The sequence below is a fragment of the Streptomyces sp. SM18 genome, from assembly GCF_002910775.2.
Classification (GTDB): Bacteria; Actinomycetota; Actinomycetes; order Streptomycetales; family Streptomycetaceae; genus Streptomyces; species Streptomyces halstedii.
Window position 1 is genome coordinate 3596718 of sequence record NZ_CP029342.1, and the last position, 15595, is coordinate 3612312.

The 15595-nt window shown below is 70.2% G+C and carries 15 protein-coding genes and 1 tRNA gene; 11 read left to right on the plus strand and 5 right to left on the minus strand.

All coding sequences use genetic code 11. The features are described 5' to 3' along the window. The first annotated feature begins 35 nt into the window (after positions 1 to 35). The 5 genes from paaA to B9S64_RS16045 are packed head-to-tail and all read left to right on the plus strand — an operon-like array spanning position 36 to position 3728. Positions 36 to 1190, plus strand: a complete 1155-nt coding sequence (gene paaA / locus B9S64_RS16025; RefSeq protein ID WP_258037997.1) for a 1,2-phenylacetyl-CoA epoxidase subunit PaaA — start codon at positions 36 to 38, stop codon at positions 1188 to 1190. Then, entirely contained in the window at positions 1187 to 1477 is a 291-nt protein-coding gene (gene paaB / locus B9S64_RS16030; RefSeq protein WP_028441630.1) for a 1,2-phenylacetyl-CoA epoxidase subunit PaaB, read from the plus strand. Before paaA ends, paaB begins: the two co-directional genes overlap by 4 nt. Then, complete coding sequence (gene paaC, locus B9S64_RS16035) at positions 1474 to 2175, plus strand: 1,2-phenylacetyl-CoA epoxidase subunit PaaC (RefSeq protein ID WP_103492990.1); 702 nt, start codon at positions 1474 to 1476, stop codon at positions 2173 to 2175. Before paaB ends, paaC begins: the two co-directional genes overlap by 4 nt. After that, entirely contained in the window at positions 2169 to 2666 is a 498-nt protein-coding gene (gene paaD, locus B9S64_RS16040) for a 1,2-phenylacetyl-CoA epoxidase subunit PaaD (RefSeq protein WP_103492989.1), read from the plus strand. The genes paaC and paaD overlap by 7 nt, the downstream gene beginning before the upstream one ends. Continuing rightward, positions 2667 to 3728: a 2Fe-2S iron-sulfur cluster-binding protein gene (locus B9S64_RS16045; protein WP_103492988.1), complete on the plus strand. Its 1062-nt coding sequence runs from the start codon at positions 2667 to 2669 to the stop codon at positions 3726 to 3728. It begins immediately after the preceding gene. A gap of 159 nt (positions 3729 to 3887) precedes the next feature. Here the strand turns inward: B9S64_RS16045 and B9S64_RS16050 are convergent, their stop codons facing one another. From B9S64_RS16050 to B9S64_RS16065, 4 genes are all read right to left on the minus strand, one after another. Beyond that, positions 3888 to 4232 (minus strand): rhodanese-like domain-containing protein, encoded by a 345-nt coding sequence (locus B9S64_RS16050; protein ID WP_028441634.1) that lies wholly within the window; start codon positions 4230 to 4232, stop codon positions 3888 to 3890. 46 nt (positions 4233 to 4278) lie between these two features. Further along, a complete protein-coding gene (locus B9S64_RS16055) occupies positions 4279 to 5223 on the minus strand; it encodes a J domain-containing protein (protein WP_103492987.1) in 945 nt (314 codons plus the stop codon). A gap of 58 nt (positions 5224 to 5281) precedes the next feature. Next, complete coding sequence (locus tag B9S64_RS16060) at positions 5282 to 6760, minus strand: DUF2252 domain-containing protein (protein ID WP_103492986.1); 1479 nt, start codon at positions 6758 to 6760, stop codon at positions 5282 to 5284. A gap of 217 nt (positions 6761 to 6977) precedes the next feature. Continuing rightward, complete coding sequence (locus tag B9S64_RS16065; RefSeq protein ID WP_258037996.1) at positions 6978 to 8213, minus strand: hypothetical protein; 1236 nt, start codon at positions 8211 to 8213, stop codon at positions 6978 to 6980. Positions 8214 to 8297: 84 nt separating this feature from the next. Here B9S64_RS16065 and B9S64_RS16070 point away from each other — a divergent pair, with 84 nt between their 5' ends. Then, positions 8298 to 8750 (plus strand): MarR family winged helix-turn-helix transcriptional regulator, encoded by a 453-nt coding sequence (locus B9S64_RS16070; RefSeq protein WP_103492985.1) that lies wholly within the window; start codon positions 8298 to 8300, stop codon positions 8748 to 8750. A 420-nt stretch (positions 8751 to 9170) separates the two neighbouring features. Here the strand turns inward: B9S64_RS16070 and B9S64_RS16075 are convergent. Then, positions 9171 to 9253 (minus strand) — tRNA-Leu (locus B9S64_RS16075). A 312-nt stretch (positions 9254 to 9565) separates the two neighbouring features. Here B9S64_RS16075 and B9S64_RS16080 point away from each other — a divergent pair. The 5 genes from B9S64_RS16080 (at position 9566) to B9S64_RS16100 (ending at position 15429) form a co-directional block, all read left to right on the plus strand. Continuing rightward, complete coding sequence (locus B9S64_RS16080) at positions 9566 to 10426, plus strand: DUF3662 and FHA domain-containing protein (protein WP_103492984.1); 861 nt, start codon at positions 9566 to 9568, stop codon at positions 10424 to 10426. Between the two features lie 10 nt (positions 10427 to 10436). Further along, the gene (locus B9S64_RS16085) at positions 10437 to 10952 is read left to right on the plus strand and encodes an FHA domain-containing protein (RefSeq protein WP_028441640.1); all 516 of its coding nucleotides are present in this window, start codon (positions 10437 to 10439) and stop codon (positions 10950 to 10952) included. Between the two features lie 129 nt (positions 10953 to 11081). Next, a complete protein-coding gene (locus B9S64_RS16090) occupies positions 11082 to 12551 on the plus strand; it encodes a PP2C family serine/threonine-protein phosphatase (RefSeq protein ID WP_103493030.1) in 1470 nt (489 codons plus the stop codon). A 23-nt stretch (positions 12552 to 12574) separates the two neighbouring features. Further along, positions 12575 to 13975, plus strand: a complete 1401-nt coding sequence (locus tag B9S64_RS16095) for an FtsW/RodA/SpoVE family cell cycle protein (RefSeq protein ID WP_103492983.1) — start codon at positions 12575 to 12577, stop codon at positions 13973 to 13975. Next, on the plus strand, positions 13972 to 15429 hold the full coding sequence (locus B9S64_RS16100; protein ID WP_103492982.1) for a penicillin-binding protein 2: 1458 nt from the start codon (positions 13972 to 13974) through the stop codon (positions 15427 to 15429). The genes B9S64_RS16095 and B9S64_RS16100 overlap by 4 nt, the downstream gene beginning before the upstream one ends. Positions 15430 to 15595: the final 166 nt, after the last annotated feature.

Below are 15595 nucleotides of genomic sequence, written 5' to 3' on the forward strand. Positions count from 1 at the left end.
AATGAACCGAACGATCGGTCGGTAGGGAGCCTGGCATGGTGGCAGTGACTGCGGGCCGGACGGCGCAGGGGGCAGCGGGCGTGAAGGAGGCCGCAGCCCCGCAGGAGGAGGCGGCCTTCGACGCAGCGGTGGCGGCCGACGAGCGGATCGAGCCGCGCGACTGGATGCCTGAGGCCTATCGCGCGACGCTGGTTCGCCAGATGGCCCAGCACGCCCACTCCGAGATCATCGGTATGCAGCCGGAGGCCAACTGGATCACCCGCGCGCCGTCACTCCGCCGTAAGGCCATCCTGATGGCCAAGGTGCAGGACGAGGCCGGCCACGGGCTCTACCTCTACAGCGCCGCCGAGACGCTCGGTACCAGCCGCGAGGAGTTGCTCGACAAGCTGCACGCGGGACGCCAGCGCTATTCATCGATCTTCAACTACCCGACCCTGACCTGGGCGGACGTGGGCGCGATCGGCTGGCTGGTGGACGGCGCCGCGATCACCAACCAGGTGCCGCTCTGCCGCTGTTCGTACGGCCCGTACGCACGGGCGATGGTGCGGATCTGCAAGGAGGAGTCGTTCCACCAGCGCCAGGGGTTCGAGCTGCTGCTCGCTCTCAGCCGGGGCACCCCGGCCCAGCACGAGATGGCCCAGGACGCGGTGAACCGCTGGTGGTGGCCGTCGCTGATGATGTTCGGGCCGCCCGATGACGCCTCGGCCCACTCGGCGCAGTCGATGGCCTGGAAGATCAAGCGGCACTCCAACGACGAGCTGCGCCGTCGCTTCGTGGACATCTGCGTCCCGCAGGCCCAGGCCCTGGGACTCACCCTCCCGGATCCCGACATCCGGTGGAACGAGGAGCGCGGGCAGCACGACTACGGCGAGATCGACTGGACGGAGTTCCAGGAGGTTCTCAAGGGCAACGGCCCGTGCAACGACCAGCGGCTCGCCCAGCGGCGCGAGGCCCACGAAGAAGGCGCTTGGGTCCGCCAGGCCGCGGCCGCGTACGCGGACAAGCACAGGGACAAGCACAAGGCACAGGGCGAAAGCCCGGGCGAGGGCCCCGGAGCGGTGAGGCCCTCCGACGGTTCCGCCACCGCCGCCACCCCGCCCGACCACCCCGGTGCGGGCGCACCGTCCACCGGCCCATTCCCGTCCACCGGCCCCGAAGCGACCGCACAGCCCATGGAGGCGACCACATGAGCAGCTCGACCGACTGGCCGCTGTGGGAGGTGTTCGTGCGCTCCCGGCGCGGACTGTCCCACACCCACGCCGGCAGCCTGCACGCCCCGGACGCCGAGATGGCCCTGCGTAACGCACGCGACCTCTACACCCGCCGCTCGGAGGGGGTCTCCGTCTGGGTGGTCCCCTCGACGGCGGTCACCGCTTCCTCCCCGGACGAGAAGGACTCCTTCTTCGAGCCCGCCGGGGACAAGCCCTACCGCCACCCCACGTTCTACGAGATCCCGGAAGGGGTGAAGCACCTGTGACCGCCGCCCTCGCCCTGGGCGACGACGCACTGGTGCTCTCGCACCGGCTGGGGGAGTGGGCAGGTCACGCTCCCGTGCTGGAGGAGGAGGTGGCACTGGCCAACATCGCCCTGGACCTTCTGGGTCAGGCCAGGACGCTGCTCTCCTTGGCGGGGGACGAGGACGAGTTGGCCTTCCTCCGTGAAGAACGCTCCTTCCGCAACGTCCAGTTGGTCGAGCAGCCGAACGGCGACTTCGCCCACACCATCGCGCGCCAGCTCTTCTTCTCCGTCTACCAGCACCTCCTGTACGAGCGACTGGCCGCCGGTGACGGCGCGTTCACCGACCTCGCGGCGAAGGCCGTCAAGGAGGTCGCCTACCACCGCGATCACGCCGAACAGTGGGTGCTGCGCCTCGGTGACGGCACGGCGGAAAGCCACGAGCGGATGCGGCGTGGCCTGGACGCCCTGTGGCGGTACACCGGAGAGCTGTTCGAGCCTGTCGAAGGCGTAGACATCGACTGGAGGGCGCTGGAAGGCGACTGGCTGTCCGCCGTCACCTCCGTCGTCGGCCGAGCCACCCTGGCCCTTCCCACGGGCCCCCGGGCGGGGTCCTGGACCGCGGGGGCGGGCAGGCAGGGACTCCACACCGAACCGTTCGGGCGGATGCTCGCGGAGATGCAGCATCTGCACCGCAGCCACCCGGGGGCGTCATGGTGACCGGGACCCGGCTGGAGGCGGAGGTCCGCCGGCTCGCCGGCTCCGTGCCGGACCCGGAGCTTCCGGTGCTGACGCTGGAGGAGCTGGGTGTGCTCCGGGACGTGCGGATGCAGGGACCGGACAGGGTCACCGTCCATCTCACCCCCACCTACACCGGCTGTCCGGCCATCGAGACCATGTCGGCCGACATCGAGCGGGTGCTGCACGAGCACGGGGTGCCCGAGGTCTCCGTGGTCACGGTGCTCGCCCCGGCCTGGTCCACGGACGACATCAGCGACGAGGGGCGGCGCAAGCTCGCGGAGTTCGGCATAGCGCCGCCCCGCCCGCACCGCGGCCCGGACGGGCCGGTGCCCGTGAGCTTGTCGGTGCGCTGCCCGCACTGCGGTTCCACCGACACGGAGCTGCTGAGCCGCTTCTCCTCCACGGCCTGCAAAGCGCTGCGCCGCTGTGTGGACTGCCGAGAGCCGTTCGACCACTTCAAGGAGTTGTAGATGTTCCATCCGCTCCGGGTCAGCGCGATCGAACGGATCACGGACGACGCGGTGGCCGTCACCTTCGCCGTGCCACCCGAACTGCGCGAGACCTTCCGCCACACTCCCGGCCAACACCTGAACGTGCGCTACCGCGTCGACGGCAAGGAGATACGCCGTTCGTACTCGATCTGTGCGCCGGCCGCCGAGGAGCCCGACGCACCGGTGGTCCAAGTGGGCATCCGCCTGGTCGACGGCGGTGCGTTCTCCACGTACGCCCTGAAGGAACTCGCGGTCGGCGACGAGGTGGAGGCGATGGCCCCTACGGGCCGCTTCGTCCTGGAGCCGCGCCCCGGGCACTTCGCCGCGATCGTCGGTGGAAGCGGCATCACACCGGTGCTGTCCATCGCCGCGACGCTGCTGGCACGCGAGCCGGCGGCCCGCTTCAGCCTGGTCCGGAGCGACCGGACCGCCGCGTCGACGATGTTCCTCGACGAGGTGGCCGACCTCAAGGACCGTTACCCGGGTCGCTTCCATCTGGTGACGGTGCTGTCCCGGGAGGACCAGGCGGCCGGGCTGCCGTCCGGGCGGCTGGACCACAAGCGGCTCAGGGGGCTGCTCCCCGCGCTGCTTCCGGTGCCGTCCGTGGACGAATGGTTCCTCTGCGGTCCGCTCGGCCTGGTCCGGCAGGCGGAGGGCGCGCTGCGCGAACTGGGCGTCGACCGGTCCCGTATCCGGCAAGAGATCTTCCACGTCGCCGAGGACGGTCCTGGGCGGTCGGCGGCGACCACCACGACGGCACCGACGGCGAGCACGCTCACCGCCACCCTGGACGGCCGCTCAGGGAGCTGGCCCGTCCAGGACGGTGAATCACTGCTGGAGACGGTGCTGAGAAGCCGTGCGGACGCCCCCTATGCCTGCAAGGGCGGTGTGTGCGGGACCTGCCGCGCCTTCCTGGTCTCGGGCGAGGTGCGGATGGACCGCAACTTCGCGCTGGAACCGGAGGAGACCGGGGCGGGCTTCGTACTGGCCTGCCAGTCGCACCCCGTCACCTCGGAAGTGGAGCTGGACTTCGACCGCTGACGGCCGGGCTGCGGCACGCCGCCGCGTGGGGCGCCTCCCGGGTGTGCCCCGCTGCGGTGAACGACGAGCGCGGGGGCAGGGCCCTGTCCCGGCCCTGCCCCTCCCGTCCGCGCGCGTCCAGCCGCGCGCGTGCCAGCCGGGGGCCTCGCAGTCACGCAGTCAGAGGACGAACGCCGAGTTGCCGGTGTCCGTGACCATCGGGCGGCCGGCGCCGTCCCACGCCAGCATCCCGCCCTCGACGTTCACCGCGTCAACACCCTGCTGCACGAGGTACTGGGTGACCTGGGCGGAACGGCCGCCGACCCGGCACATCACGTGCACGCGGCGACCGTCGTCGGCCGCCTCGGTCAGCTCGCCGAAGCGGCCCACGAAGTCACTCATGGGAATGTGCAGCGCACCCTCCACATGACCGGCCGCCCACTCGTCGGCCTCCCGGACGTCCAACACGAAGCCGTCCGACGGCACCGCCGCGACGTCCACCGAGGGCAGCGGGGCGAAATTCATGGGTCATGCCTTCTCTCGTACGTACGCGCCAGGGTCACCGGAAACGCTACTGCACCAGTTCCGCCAGCTCGGTCTCTCGCTGCGACACCTCGGCCAGAAGCTTCTCGCCAATCTCGTCGAGCAACCGGTCGGGGTCGTCCGGGGCCATCCGCAGCATCGACCCGATGGCGCTCTCCTCCAGCTCCTTGGCGAGAACCGTGAGCAGTTCCTTCCGGCGGCTCAGCCACTCCAGCCGCGCGTACAGCTCCTCGCTCTCGCTCAGCCGCCGCTCCGGTGCCACGGGCCCGGCGGCCCACTCGGCGGCCAGCTCCTTCAGCAGCTCCACATCGCCCCGGCCGTACGCCGCGTTGACCCTGGCGATGAACTCGTCCCGGCGGGTCTGCTCCGCCTCGTCCGGTGCCAGGTCGGGGTGGGCCTGGCGGGCCAGCTCCCGGTAGAGCTTGCGCGCCTCCTCGCCCGGCCGGACCCGCTTCGGCGGGCGGACCGGCTGCTCGGTGAGCATGGCCGCGGCCTCCGGCGAGAGACCCTCGGAGTCCATCCAGTCGTGGAAGAGTTCGTCGACACCCGGCATCGGCATGACGATGGCCCGTGCCTCCTGCGCCTTGCGCAGATCCTCGGGATCCCCGGTCTTCGCGGCGCGCGCCTCCGCGATCTGGGCGTCCAGCTCGTCCAGCCGCGCGTACATCGGGCCGAGCTTCTGGTGGTGCAGCCGGGAGAAGTTCTCGATCTCCACGCGGAAGGTCTCCACCGCGATCTCGAACTCGATCAGCGCCTGCTCCGCCGTGCGGACCGCCTTCGCGAGCCGCTCCTCGGGCCGCGGCTCACCGGTGCCGTCCGCCGTCGTGCCACCGGGTTCTCCCGCGGGCGTATCGGTGGCGCCGGGAGCCGTGCCGTCGGGCTCGCCCCCGGCCTCGTGCGGCTGCGGCCGGTCCTGGCCCTGCCGTTCTTCGTCGTTCTGGGTGGCCGGCACCCCGGCGGCTTCGTGGGTCACCCGTCCAGCGTATGGCCACCGGTCGTTGGCCAAGGACGCGCGGCGGCCCAGAGGCCGCTCATACGCCGGACTCGGCGGCTATCCGCCCCGCCCTGACGGCCCGGACGAGCTCGTCGTGGTCGGCCTCCGTCCGGTCCGCGTAGGCCACCGCGAAGCCGGCGATCGCCTCGTCCAGCTCGCAGTTCTTCCCGCAGTAGCCCGCGAGCAGCCGGGGGTCGGCGCTGTGCGCGTGCGCACGGGCCAGCAGGGCCCCCGTCATCCGCCCGTAGTCGTCGACCTGGCCGGCCGCCAGGGCTCCCGGGTCCACGCTGCCCTTGCGGTTCCTGAACTGCCGTACCTGGTAGGGCCTGCCGGCCACCTCCGCCCAGCCGAGCAGTATGTCGCTCACGACCTGCATCCGCTTCTGGCCGAGAACCACCCGGCGTCCTTCGTGCGGCACGTCCGGCACGTCGAATCCGGCCTGCGGAAGGTACGGCGAGAGCGCCGAGGGACGGGCCTCCTTCACCTGGAGGACCAGCGGCTCCCCCCGGTGGTCGAGCAGCAGCACCACGTACGACCTCGTCCCCACGCTGCCCGTACCGACCACGCGGAACGCCACGTCATGGATCGCGTAGCGGGCGAGCAGCGGGACGCGGTCCTGCGACACCGTGGCGAGATACCCCTCAAGTCCCGCCGCCACGGCCGCGGCCTCCTCGTCCGGCACCCGGCGCAGCACCGGCGGCGCGTCGACGAAACGGCGGCCCCCGTCCTCGGATTCCTCCGTGGACTTGGCGGCGAACCGCGCGCTGGTGTTGTTCCGGGCCTTGGCCGACACCCGCTCCAGCGTCCCCAGCAGGTCACGCGCGTCGGTGTGGGAGACCAGCTCCTCGTCCGCGATGGCGTTCCACGCGTCCAGCGCGGGCAGCCGGGCCAGCAGGCGCATCGTGCGCCGGTACGCGCCCACCGTGTCGTACGCGCCCCGGCGGCAGGTCTCCTCGTCCGCGCCCGCCTCCCGGCCGGCGAGCACCAGTGAGGCGGCCAGCCGCTTGAGGTCCCACTCCCATGGACCGAAGGCGGTCTCGTCGAAGTCGTTCAGGTCGATGACCAGGCTTCCGCGCGCGTCGCCGTACAGCCCGAAGTTGGCCGCGTGCGCGTCGCCACAGAGCTGGGCGCCCACGCCGGTGACCGGGGTGCCCGTCAGATCGTGGGCCATCAGTCCGGCCGAGCCGCGGAGAAAGGCGAACGGAGTCGCCGCCATCCGCCCCACCCGGATCGGCGTCAGGCCGGGAACCCTGCCCCGGTTGGACTCCTCGACCGCCCGTACGGCGTCCGGCCGGTCGGCGGGCGGGTCCAGACGGCTGTGCGCCGCACGCGGCACCCGGAGACGCAGCGCCTTGCCGGCCGCCTTCAGGGAGCCCGCACCGGATGCCCCCGGCCCCGCCCCTCCCCCGGCCGGACGTGGCGCGAATCCGGGCACGGCCGGAATACGCGGCCGCGTCCCCGTCCGTCGCTTCGGCACCGCTACCGGCACCGCCCCAGCCACATCGGTTCCGCTCATGGAGCGTCGCCTCCCCCGTCCTCGCCCGGCTGCGTTTCCCCTCGATCGCGATGACGGTACAGGCGCCCCGCGAACGCCGTCTTCCCCTGTGGACGACTCGGTCGGAAGCCTGTGGACAACCGCCGCCCGACTGCCCGGGAGACAGACCGCTCGACCATCTGAGAGACAGACCGCCCGTCACAGCCTGGACAACCCGGGGGTACGGCGTCGGAACCGCTCAGACCCCGACCGCCTCCTCCATTTCCTCCTCCGCCGATGCCTCCGCCGATGCCTCCGGCACAGCACCCGCCGGCAGTACGGAGGTGGCAGAGGTGGCAGAGGTGGCGGAAGCAGCAGGTGAGGCAGAGGCGGCAGAGGTGGCGGAGGAGCCACCGTCCGTCCCCGCCTGTGCCCGTAGGTCCGCGCCGCGACGGTCCGTGTCACGTCGATCCGCGTCGCCACGGTCCCCGACGCCACGGTCCGCAACGCGACGGCGCCCCGCCTCCGCCACGCCCGCGCCACCCACGAGGGCGAGGCCTGCCACGAACCAGAGCGCCAGCACCAGCACGTGCCCGCCCAGCCCGTACCCGTCGAAGTACACGTGGCTGCGCAGTCCCTCGACGAAGCCCGCGCCGTTCCAGAACGCGTGCAGGGCGCCGAAGAACCCCGGCTGGAGCTCCGGCCGGAAGATGCCGCCGGAGCTCGTGAAGTTGAGCATGACGAAGAGGGCCATCACACCGAGCGTGGTCCACCGCTTGAGGAAGGTGTGCAGCCCCACCCCGACCAGCAGGATGCCCGCCGAGTACAGCCACGCCAACGCCCAGAGCCCGGCGAGCCCGTGGTCCACGAGTCCGAACAGCGGCCCCGCGAACACCACGCCGATCAGGCTCACCACGAGCGAGGCACCGAGCGCCAGCGCCGCCCTGACACGCAGCGCCAGTACCGCTCCGGCGCCTCCGATCACGGCGACCGACGCGTACGAGCCGATGCTGACGGCCACCATCAGGAAGAAGAGGCCCTGTCCGGTCGGGTCTCCGTCCGCCGTCGGCGCCACATCGGTCACGTCGAGGGGCGCGCCCTGCCCGGACGCGACCTCGGTGAACACCTTCTGGACCACCGTGGCGCTCGTCTCCGACGAGGCGGTCGCCACCAGCAGCTCCGGACTCGCCCCCGGCAGATAGGCACCGTAACTCCGCTGTGTCATCAGGTGGTTCACCGCGGTGTCGCGGTCGGCTACCGTACGCACACTCAACGCACCGTCGCCTTTGTCCTGCAAGGTCTGTGCGAGCACCTGGGCGCTCGCTCCCGATCCGACGACGTCCACCCTCAGGTCGTGCGGCTCCGGAGCGTGGAAGGCACCCAGATAGGCAAGCCCCATACCGATGCACATCAACAGCGGCGTGACGAGATGGCTGAGCACATGACGCAGCGCCCCGGCATTCGCGCCGGGGGCCGCACTCGGACCTGTGGGCATTCGGCCGGCCCTTCCCATAGTTGGTTTTTACAACTCCAATATTCGTTGTACCATACATCTAATTGCAGGAGAAAAGGTGATCTTGTGACAGGCGCCCACCGGGAACGCGAAGAGTCGCTGGACGTCATTCAGCGCGAACTGACCGCCTTCGCGCGCCGTGCACGCGCGACCGCGGCACGGCTGCACCCGGACCTGCCTCTGGTCTCGTACACCCTGCTCGCCCACATCGACTACCGACAGGGCTGCCGCGCCACGGACCTGGCGGCTCACTACATGCTCGACAAGTCCACGGTCAGCCGACAGGTCGCAGCCCTGGAAAAGCTCGGCCTGGTGGAGCGGCACCCGGACCCGGACGACCATCGCATCCAGGTACTGCACCCGACCGCCAGCGGCACCCGGGCCCTCGCCTCGACCCAGGCCAGCCGACGCGCCGCCTACCGGGAGCGCCTCGGCTCATGGACGGCGGACGACCTCGCGCAGTTCGCCGACTACCTCTTGCGTTACAACTCGACCGGAGGCGGCGCCAACGCTTCCTAGGGACCTTCGCCCGACGACGGTCGCCACCCCCCACAGTTGGCCCTGACGCTCCGTGACAGTCTCGCCACACTCGGTGTTTCACGTGAAACCGTCTCGGCCAACTCGCGAGCGATCTCCGCCGCGGACAACCGGCCGCGCAGCGTCGACCGACACGTCAACACCACGACACGAAGGGCCTGTTCGAAGGCGTCGGCGCCGCAGACCGCCGACCGCAGGTGTAACTACCGTCACACTCTTGCCCCTCGGCCGCCCTGCCCACCTGCCCCACCCGCCGACCCGCCCGCACCGGGAGTCCCGGACACGCCGGACTCCGAACACCGACGAGCCCTGAGCACCAAGAGCCCCCGACACGACGAAGAGGGCCCATCGTTTTCACGATGGGCCCTCTTCGTCTACCGGACGCCTCACGGTGTCCTGCTGTGCGCGAGGGGGGATTTGAACCCCCACGTCCCTAAGGACACTGGCACCTGAAGCCAGCGCGTCTGCCGTTCCGCCACTCGCGCAAGTGGTGTTTCCGGGCTCTCCCACCGTGTGGTGCGAGCTCCTGGCGACATCCGAAGATTAGCACGTCGGCAGGGGCGGATTCACATCCGTTGTTTCGCCGGACCCGTGAAGGGAAGCGGGAACCCGGGGCGTCCACCCCCACTCCTTCTGAGTGCGCCCGGAGTGCGGGACACTGGCAGGAGGCCACCTCTACGATCCGTGTGAGAGGTGACACTCATCCACCGTGCGGACAAGGGGAACCAGCCGATTTCCCGGCGCGTGGATACGATCAGTAAGCAGTACAGGGACGACGACACCGGAGGAGGTGCCCCATGGGAGTCATGAAGCGTTTCGAGCAGCGTCTCGAAGGTCTGGTCAACGGCACCTTCGCCAAGGTCTTCAAGTCCGAGGTGCAGCCGGTCGAGATCGCCGGCGCCCTCCAGCGCGAGTGCGACAACAACGCGACGATCTGGAACCGCGAGCGGACCGTCGTGCCCAACGACTTCATCGTAGAGCTGAGCACCCCCGACTACGAGCGCCTCAGCCCGTACTCGGGCCAGCTCGGCGACGAACTCTCCGGCCTCGTCCGGGACTACGCGAAGCAGCAGCGGTACACCTTCATGGGCCCGATCAAGGTCCATCTGGAGAAGGCGGACGACCTCGACACCGGTCTCTACCGCGTCCGCAGCCGGACCCTGGCGTCGAGTTCGTCACAGCAGCAGGGCCCCTCCGGCGGCCCCGCCCCCTACGCCCAGCCGAACCCGCCGTCCACCCCGCAGGGACCGGGAGGGTACGGCTATCCGCCGGCCTCCCCTCCGCCCATGCCCGCGGCCCCGCCGCCGGGCGGCCGCCCCGGGGCACCGGCCGGCGACTGGCGCGCGCAGCCCGCGTCCGCACCAGCGCCCGACGCCCAGGTGCGGCGCTGGATCGAGATCAACGGCACCCGCCACCAGATCTCCCGCCCGACGTTGGTGATGGGACGAAGCACCGACGCCGACGTGCGGATCGACGACCCCGGCGTATCGCGCCGGCACTGTGAGATCCGGACCGGAACGCCCTCGACGATCCAGGATCTCGGGTCCACCAACGGCATCGTGGTGGACGGGCAGCACACCACCCGCGCTACGCTCCGCGACGGCTCGCGGATCGTCGTGGGCAGCACCACCATCGTTTACCGGCAAGCCGAAGGGTGAAGCGGGGGCAATGTCAGAGCTGACCCTGACGGTCATGCGGCTAGGTTTCCTGGCTGTTCTGTGGCTATTCGTGATCGTGGCCGTCCAGGTCATTCGCAGCGATCTGTTCGGAACGCGCGTCACGCAGCGCGGCTCACGCCGCACTGCCAACGACACGCGCCCGCAGCAGGCTCGCCAACAGCAGGCGGCGCCGCCCCAGCAGCGCCAGCAGTCCGGGCGCCAGCGGCGGGGCGCGCCCACCAAGCTGGTCGTCTCCGAGGGCACCCTGACCGGCACCACGGTCGCGCTCCAGGGCCAGACCATCACCCTGGGCCGGGCGCACGACTCAACGATCGTGCTGGACGACGACTACGCGTCCAGCAGGCATGCCAGGATCTACCCGGACCGTGACGGCCAGTGGATCGTCGAGGACCTCGGGTCCACCAACGGCACCTATCTCGACCGGACCCGGCTCACCACCCCGACACCTGTTCCGCTGGGCGCGCCGATCCGCATCGGCAAGACCGTCATCGAGCTGCGGAAGTAGTACGACAATGAGCGAGCGGAGCGAGCGAGCCGCGGCGGTCCTGAACCTGGACCCCGTCCGGCTCCCGACCGGAGGGTGGGCAGTGTGGCTCGAGACCGGCTGTACCCCGAGCCGACGGGCGAGGTGCGCATGAGCTTGTCGCTGCGCTTCGCCGCCGGATCGCACAAGGGCATGATCCGGGAAGGCAACGAGGACTCGGGTTACGCCGGCCCGCGCCTCCTCGCCATCGCCGACGGCATGGGCGGCCAGGCGGCCGGCGAGGTCGCCAGCTCCGAGGTGATCTCCACCCTCGTCCAGCTCGACGACGACGTACCGGGATCCGACCTCCTCACCTCGCTCGGCACGGCGGTCCAGCGGGCCAACGACCAGCTGCGCGTCATGGTCGAGGAGGACCCCCAGCTGGAGGGCATGGGCACCACGCTCACCGCCCTGCTCTGGACCGGCCAGCGCCTCGGCCTGGTACACGTCGGCGACTCCCGCGCCTACCTGCTGCGCGACGGCGTGCTGACACAGATCACCCAGGACCACACCTGGGTGCAGCGCCTCGTCGACGAGGGCAGGATCACCGAGGAGGAGGCCACCACCCATCCGCAGCGCTCGCTGCTGATGCGTGCGCTGGGCAGCGGCGACCACGTCGAGCCCGACCTCTCCATCCGCGAGGTCCGCGCCGGTGACCGCTACCTGATCTGCTCCGACGGCCTCTCCGGCGTCGTCTCGCACCAGACGATGGAAGAGACCCTGGCCAGCTACCAGGGCCCGCAGGAGACCATCCAGGACCTCATCCAGCTCGCCCTGCGCGGCGGCGGCCCGGACAACATCACCTGCATCGTGGCCGACGTCCTGGACGTCGACAGCGGCGACACCCTCGCCGCGCAGCTCAACGACACCCCGGTCGTGGTGGGCGCCGTCGCCGAGAACCAGGCGGCCCAACTGGCCGACGGCCGGGCCATGGAGACACCCGCCGGGCGCGCGGCCGGCCTCGGCCGCCCCGTCCCGCCGCCCTCCGGAGGCTTCGGCCCGCCCGGCAGCGGCGAGGACTACGGCTCCGGCCCGGACGGCGCCTTCGACGCCTACACCGACGACGACTTCGTCAAACCCCGCGGCGGCCGCAGGTGGCTGAAGCGCTCGGTCTACATCGTGCTCGCGCTGGCCGTCATCGGCGGCGGCGTCTACGGCGGCTACCGCTGGACGCAGAACCAGTTCTACGTGGGCGTCGAGGACGACAACGTCGCGCTGTACCGGGGCATCAGCCAGGACCTCGCCTGGCTCGACCTCTCGAAGGTCGAGGAGAGCACCGGCATCGAACTGAAGTACCTCCCGCCCTACCAGCGCAAGCAGGTCGAGGCGACCATCGCCGAGGGCAACCTCGCCGACGCGCGCGAGAAGGTCGACGAGCTCAAGCTGCAGGCCTCCGCCTGCGAGAAGGACGCCAAGCGCCGCGCGGCCGAGGCGGAGGCCGCCAAGAGCCAGGACGAAGACGCCGACAGCACGTCCGCCAAGTCCCCCACCGAGGGGTCCAAGAAGACCGCGACTCCCACTCCCGGCCCCAGCCTCTCGGAGGAAGAGAAGAAGCTGGTCCCGCAGTGCGGTAAGCAGTAAAGCCGTAGGGGGCCTTCAGCACCATGAGCGTTGTCACCAACACCACCACCATCGGCGCGATCGACGCGCCGAGCCGCCGCAACACCGAGTTGGCGCTGGTCGCCTTCGCCGTCCTGATCTCGGTGTTCGCGTACGCCAACGTGGGCCTCGCCCTCAACGGTGAACTGCCCGCCGGCATGCTCGGATACGGGCTGGGCCTCGCCCTGCTCGGCGGTGTGGCGCACCTGGCCGTACGGCGGTTCGCCCCGTACGCCGACCCGCTGCTGCTGCCGCTGGCGACCCTGCTGAACGGGCTGGGGCTGGCCATCATCTGGCGCCTGGACCAGTCGGAGCGCATGCAGGCGCTCAAGACCTACGCGCCCGCGGCGTCCAACCAGCTGATCTTCTCCGCGCTGGGCGTGGCCCTGCTCGTCGCCGTACTCGTCGCACTCAAGGACCACCGCATCCTCCAGCGCTACACCTACATCTCCATGGTGGTGGCGCTGGTCCTGCTGATCCTGCCGATGTTCTTCCCCGCCGTGAACGGCGCGAAGATCTGGATCAGGCTCCCCGGACTCGGCACGATCCAGCCCGGTGAGTTCGCCAAGATCGTCATCACCGTGTTCTTCGCCGGCTACCTCATGGTCAAGCGCGACGCGCTGGCCCTGGCCAGCCGCCGCTTCATGGGTATGTACCTCCCCCGTGGACGCGACCTCGGACCGATCCTGGTGATCTGGGCGCTGTCGATCCTCGTCCTGGTCTTCGAGACCGACCTGGGATCGTCCCTGCTGTTCTTCGGCATGTTCGTCGTCATGCTGTACGTCGCCACCGAACGCACCAGCTGGATCGTCTTCGGTCTGCTGATGTCCGCGGTGGGGGCCGTCGGTGTGGCCTCGTTCGAGCCGCACGTCCAGGACCGCGTCACCGCCTGGCTCGACCCGTTCGCGGGCTGGGGAAAGATCGCCGCCAGCGAGCAGATGGCCAAGTCCCTGATGGCCTTCGGGTCCGGCGGCACGCTCGGCACCGGCCTCGGCCAGGGCAACTCCGACCTGATCGGCTTCGCAGCCAACTCCGACTTCATCCTCGCCACGGTCGGCGAGGAGCTCGGCCTGGCGGGCATGATGGCCGTCCTGCTCGTCTACGGCCTGATCGTCGAGCGCGGTGTCCGCACGGCCCTCGCCGCCCGCGACCCGTTCGGCAAGCTGCTGGCGATCGGCCTCTCCGGTTCCTTCGCCATCCAGGTCTTCGTCGTCGCCGGCGGTGTCATGGGGCTCATCCCGCTGACCGGTATGACCATGCCGTTCCTCGCGCAGGGTGGTTCGTCCGTCATCGCCAACTGGGCCCTGGTGGGCATCCTGCTGAGAATCAGCGACACCGCCCGCCGTCCCGCGCCGGCCCCCGCGCCCTCGCCGGACGCCGAGATGACCCAGGTGGTCCGGCCGTGAACAAGCCGCTCCGGCGGATCGCCGTGTTCTGCGGAATCCTCGTCCTGGCCCTGCTCGTGCGCACCAACTACCTCCAGTACGTCCGTGCCGACGAGCTGAACACCAACGAGCACAACCGCCGGGTGCAGATCGAGCGGTACGCCCACGAGCGCGGCGACATCATCGTCGACGGCGAACCGGTCACCGGTTCCGTCGAGACGACGGGCAGCGACTTCAGGTACAAGCGGGTCTGGAAGGACGGCGCCATGTGGGCGCCCGTCACCGGATACTCCTCGCAGGCCTTCGACTCCTCGCAGTTGGAGAACCTCGAGGACGGCATCCTCAGCGGCAACGGCGACCAGTTGTTCTTCGACCGGACGCTGTCGATGTTCACTGGCGAGAAGCGGACCGGCGGCAACATCGTCACCACCCTCGACGCCGCCGCGCAGAAGGCCGCCTTCGAGGGGCTGGGGAAGAAGAAGGGCGCCGTCGCCGCGCTCGACCCGCAGACGGGGGCGATCCTGGCGCTGGCCAGCACCCCCTCGTACGACCCGTCCGTCTTCGCCGGCAACTCGCTCAAGGACGCCGAGGCCCGGCAGAAGCTCCTTGACGACAAGGACAAGCCGATGCTGAACCGGGCCCTGCGGGAGACCTACCCGCCCGGCTCGACGTTCAAGGTCGTCACCGCCTCCGCCGCCCTGGAGAACGGCCTCTACAGCGACATCGACGCCAAGACGGACTCCCCGCTGCCCTGGCGGCTGCCGCAGTCGACCAACCTGCTCCAGAACGAGGGCAGCATCCCCTGCGAGGACGCCTCCCTCCGGGACGCCCTGCGCTACTCCTGCAACACCGTCTTCGGCAAGATCAGCGACGACCTCGGCAACGAAAAGATGATCGAGCAGGCCGGCAAGTTCGGCTTCGGCGAAGAGGTGTTCACCCCGGTCCGCGCCGACGCCAGCGTCTACCCGAAGGACAACCGGCCACAGAACGCCATGGCGGGCATCGGCCAGGCGTCCAACCGCGCGACGCCCCTGCAGATGGCCATGGTGGCCTCCGCGATCGCCAACGACGGCAAGCTCATGGAGCCGTACATGGTCGCCCAGCGGCAGGCACCCAACCTGGACGTCATCTACACCCACGACAAGAAGCAGCTCAGCGAGCCCCTCTCGGCCGAGAACGCTCAGAAGGTCCAGCAGATGATGGAGACGGTCGTCGAGGAGGGCACGGGAACCAGTGCCCGCATCGACGGCGTCACTGTCGGTGGCAAGACCGGAACCGCCCAGCACGGCCTCAACAACAGCGAGAAGCCGTACGCCTGGTTCATCTCGTACGCCAAGACCGACAGCGGCTCACCGGTCGCCGTCGCGGTGGTCGTCGAGGACGGCGAGGCCAACCGGGACGACATCTCCGGAGGCGGCCTCGCCGCACCGATCGCCAAGAGCGTCATGAAGGCCGTACTCGACGGAAAGAAGTGACTCCCGTCACAAGTTCTGTCCGGTCCAGCACATTGGGATACCGGTCGGATATCAGCTGACGGGTGCGGGGCGATCACTCCGGGCAAGCCCGGTAGCGTAAGCGCGAACAGCGCACCGCCGGACCACACACGGGTGCGGTCGGGACTGACGGAGAGGGCTGGATCAG

Coding starts and splice junctions, on each gene's coding strand:
- B9S64_RS16090 (WP_103493030.1), top strand. CDS start 11,082: ATGAGCTTGTCGCTGCGCTTCGCCGCCGGATCGCACAAGGGCATGATC.
- paaA (WP_258037997.1), top strand. CDS start 36: ATGGTGGCAGTGACTGCGGGCCGGACGGCGCAGGGGGCAGCGGGCGTG.
- B9S64_RS16085 (WP_028441640.1), top strand. CDS start 10,437: ATGTCAGAGCTGACCCTGACGGTCATGCGGCTAGGTTTCCTGGCTGTT.
- B9S64_RS16060 (WP_103492986.1), bottom strand. CDS start 6,760: ATGAGCGGAACCGATGTGGCTGGGGCGGTGCCGGTAGCGGTGCCGAAG.
- paaB (WP_028441630.1), top strand. CDS start 1,187: ATGAGCAGCTCGACCGACTGGCCGCTGTGGGAGGTGTTCGTGCGCTCC.
- B9S64_RS16050 (WP_028441634.1), bottom strand. CDS start 4,232: ATGAATTTCGCCCCGCTGCCCTCGGTGGACGTCGCGGCGGTGCCGTCG.
- paaD (WP_103492989.1), top strand. CDS start 2,169: ATGGTGACCGGGACCCGGCTGGAGGCGGAGGTCCGCCGGCTCGCCGGC.
- B9S64_RS16065 (WP_258037996.1), bottom strand. CDS start 8,213: ATGCCCACAGGTCCGAGTGCGGCCCCCGGCGCGAATGCCGGGGCGCTG.
- B9S64_RS16080 (WP_103492984.1), top strand. CDS start 9,566: ATGGGAGTCATGAAGCGTTTCGAGCAGCGTCTCGAAGGTCTGGTCAAC.
- B9S64_RS16095 (WP_103492983.1), top strand. CDS start 12,575: ATGAGCGTTGTCACCAACACCACCACCATCGGCGCGATCGACGCGCCG.
- B9S64_RS16045 (WP_103492988.1), top strand. CDS start 2,667: ATGTTCCATCCGCTCCGGGTCAGCGCGATCGAACGGATCACGGACGAC.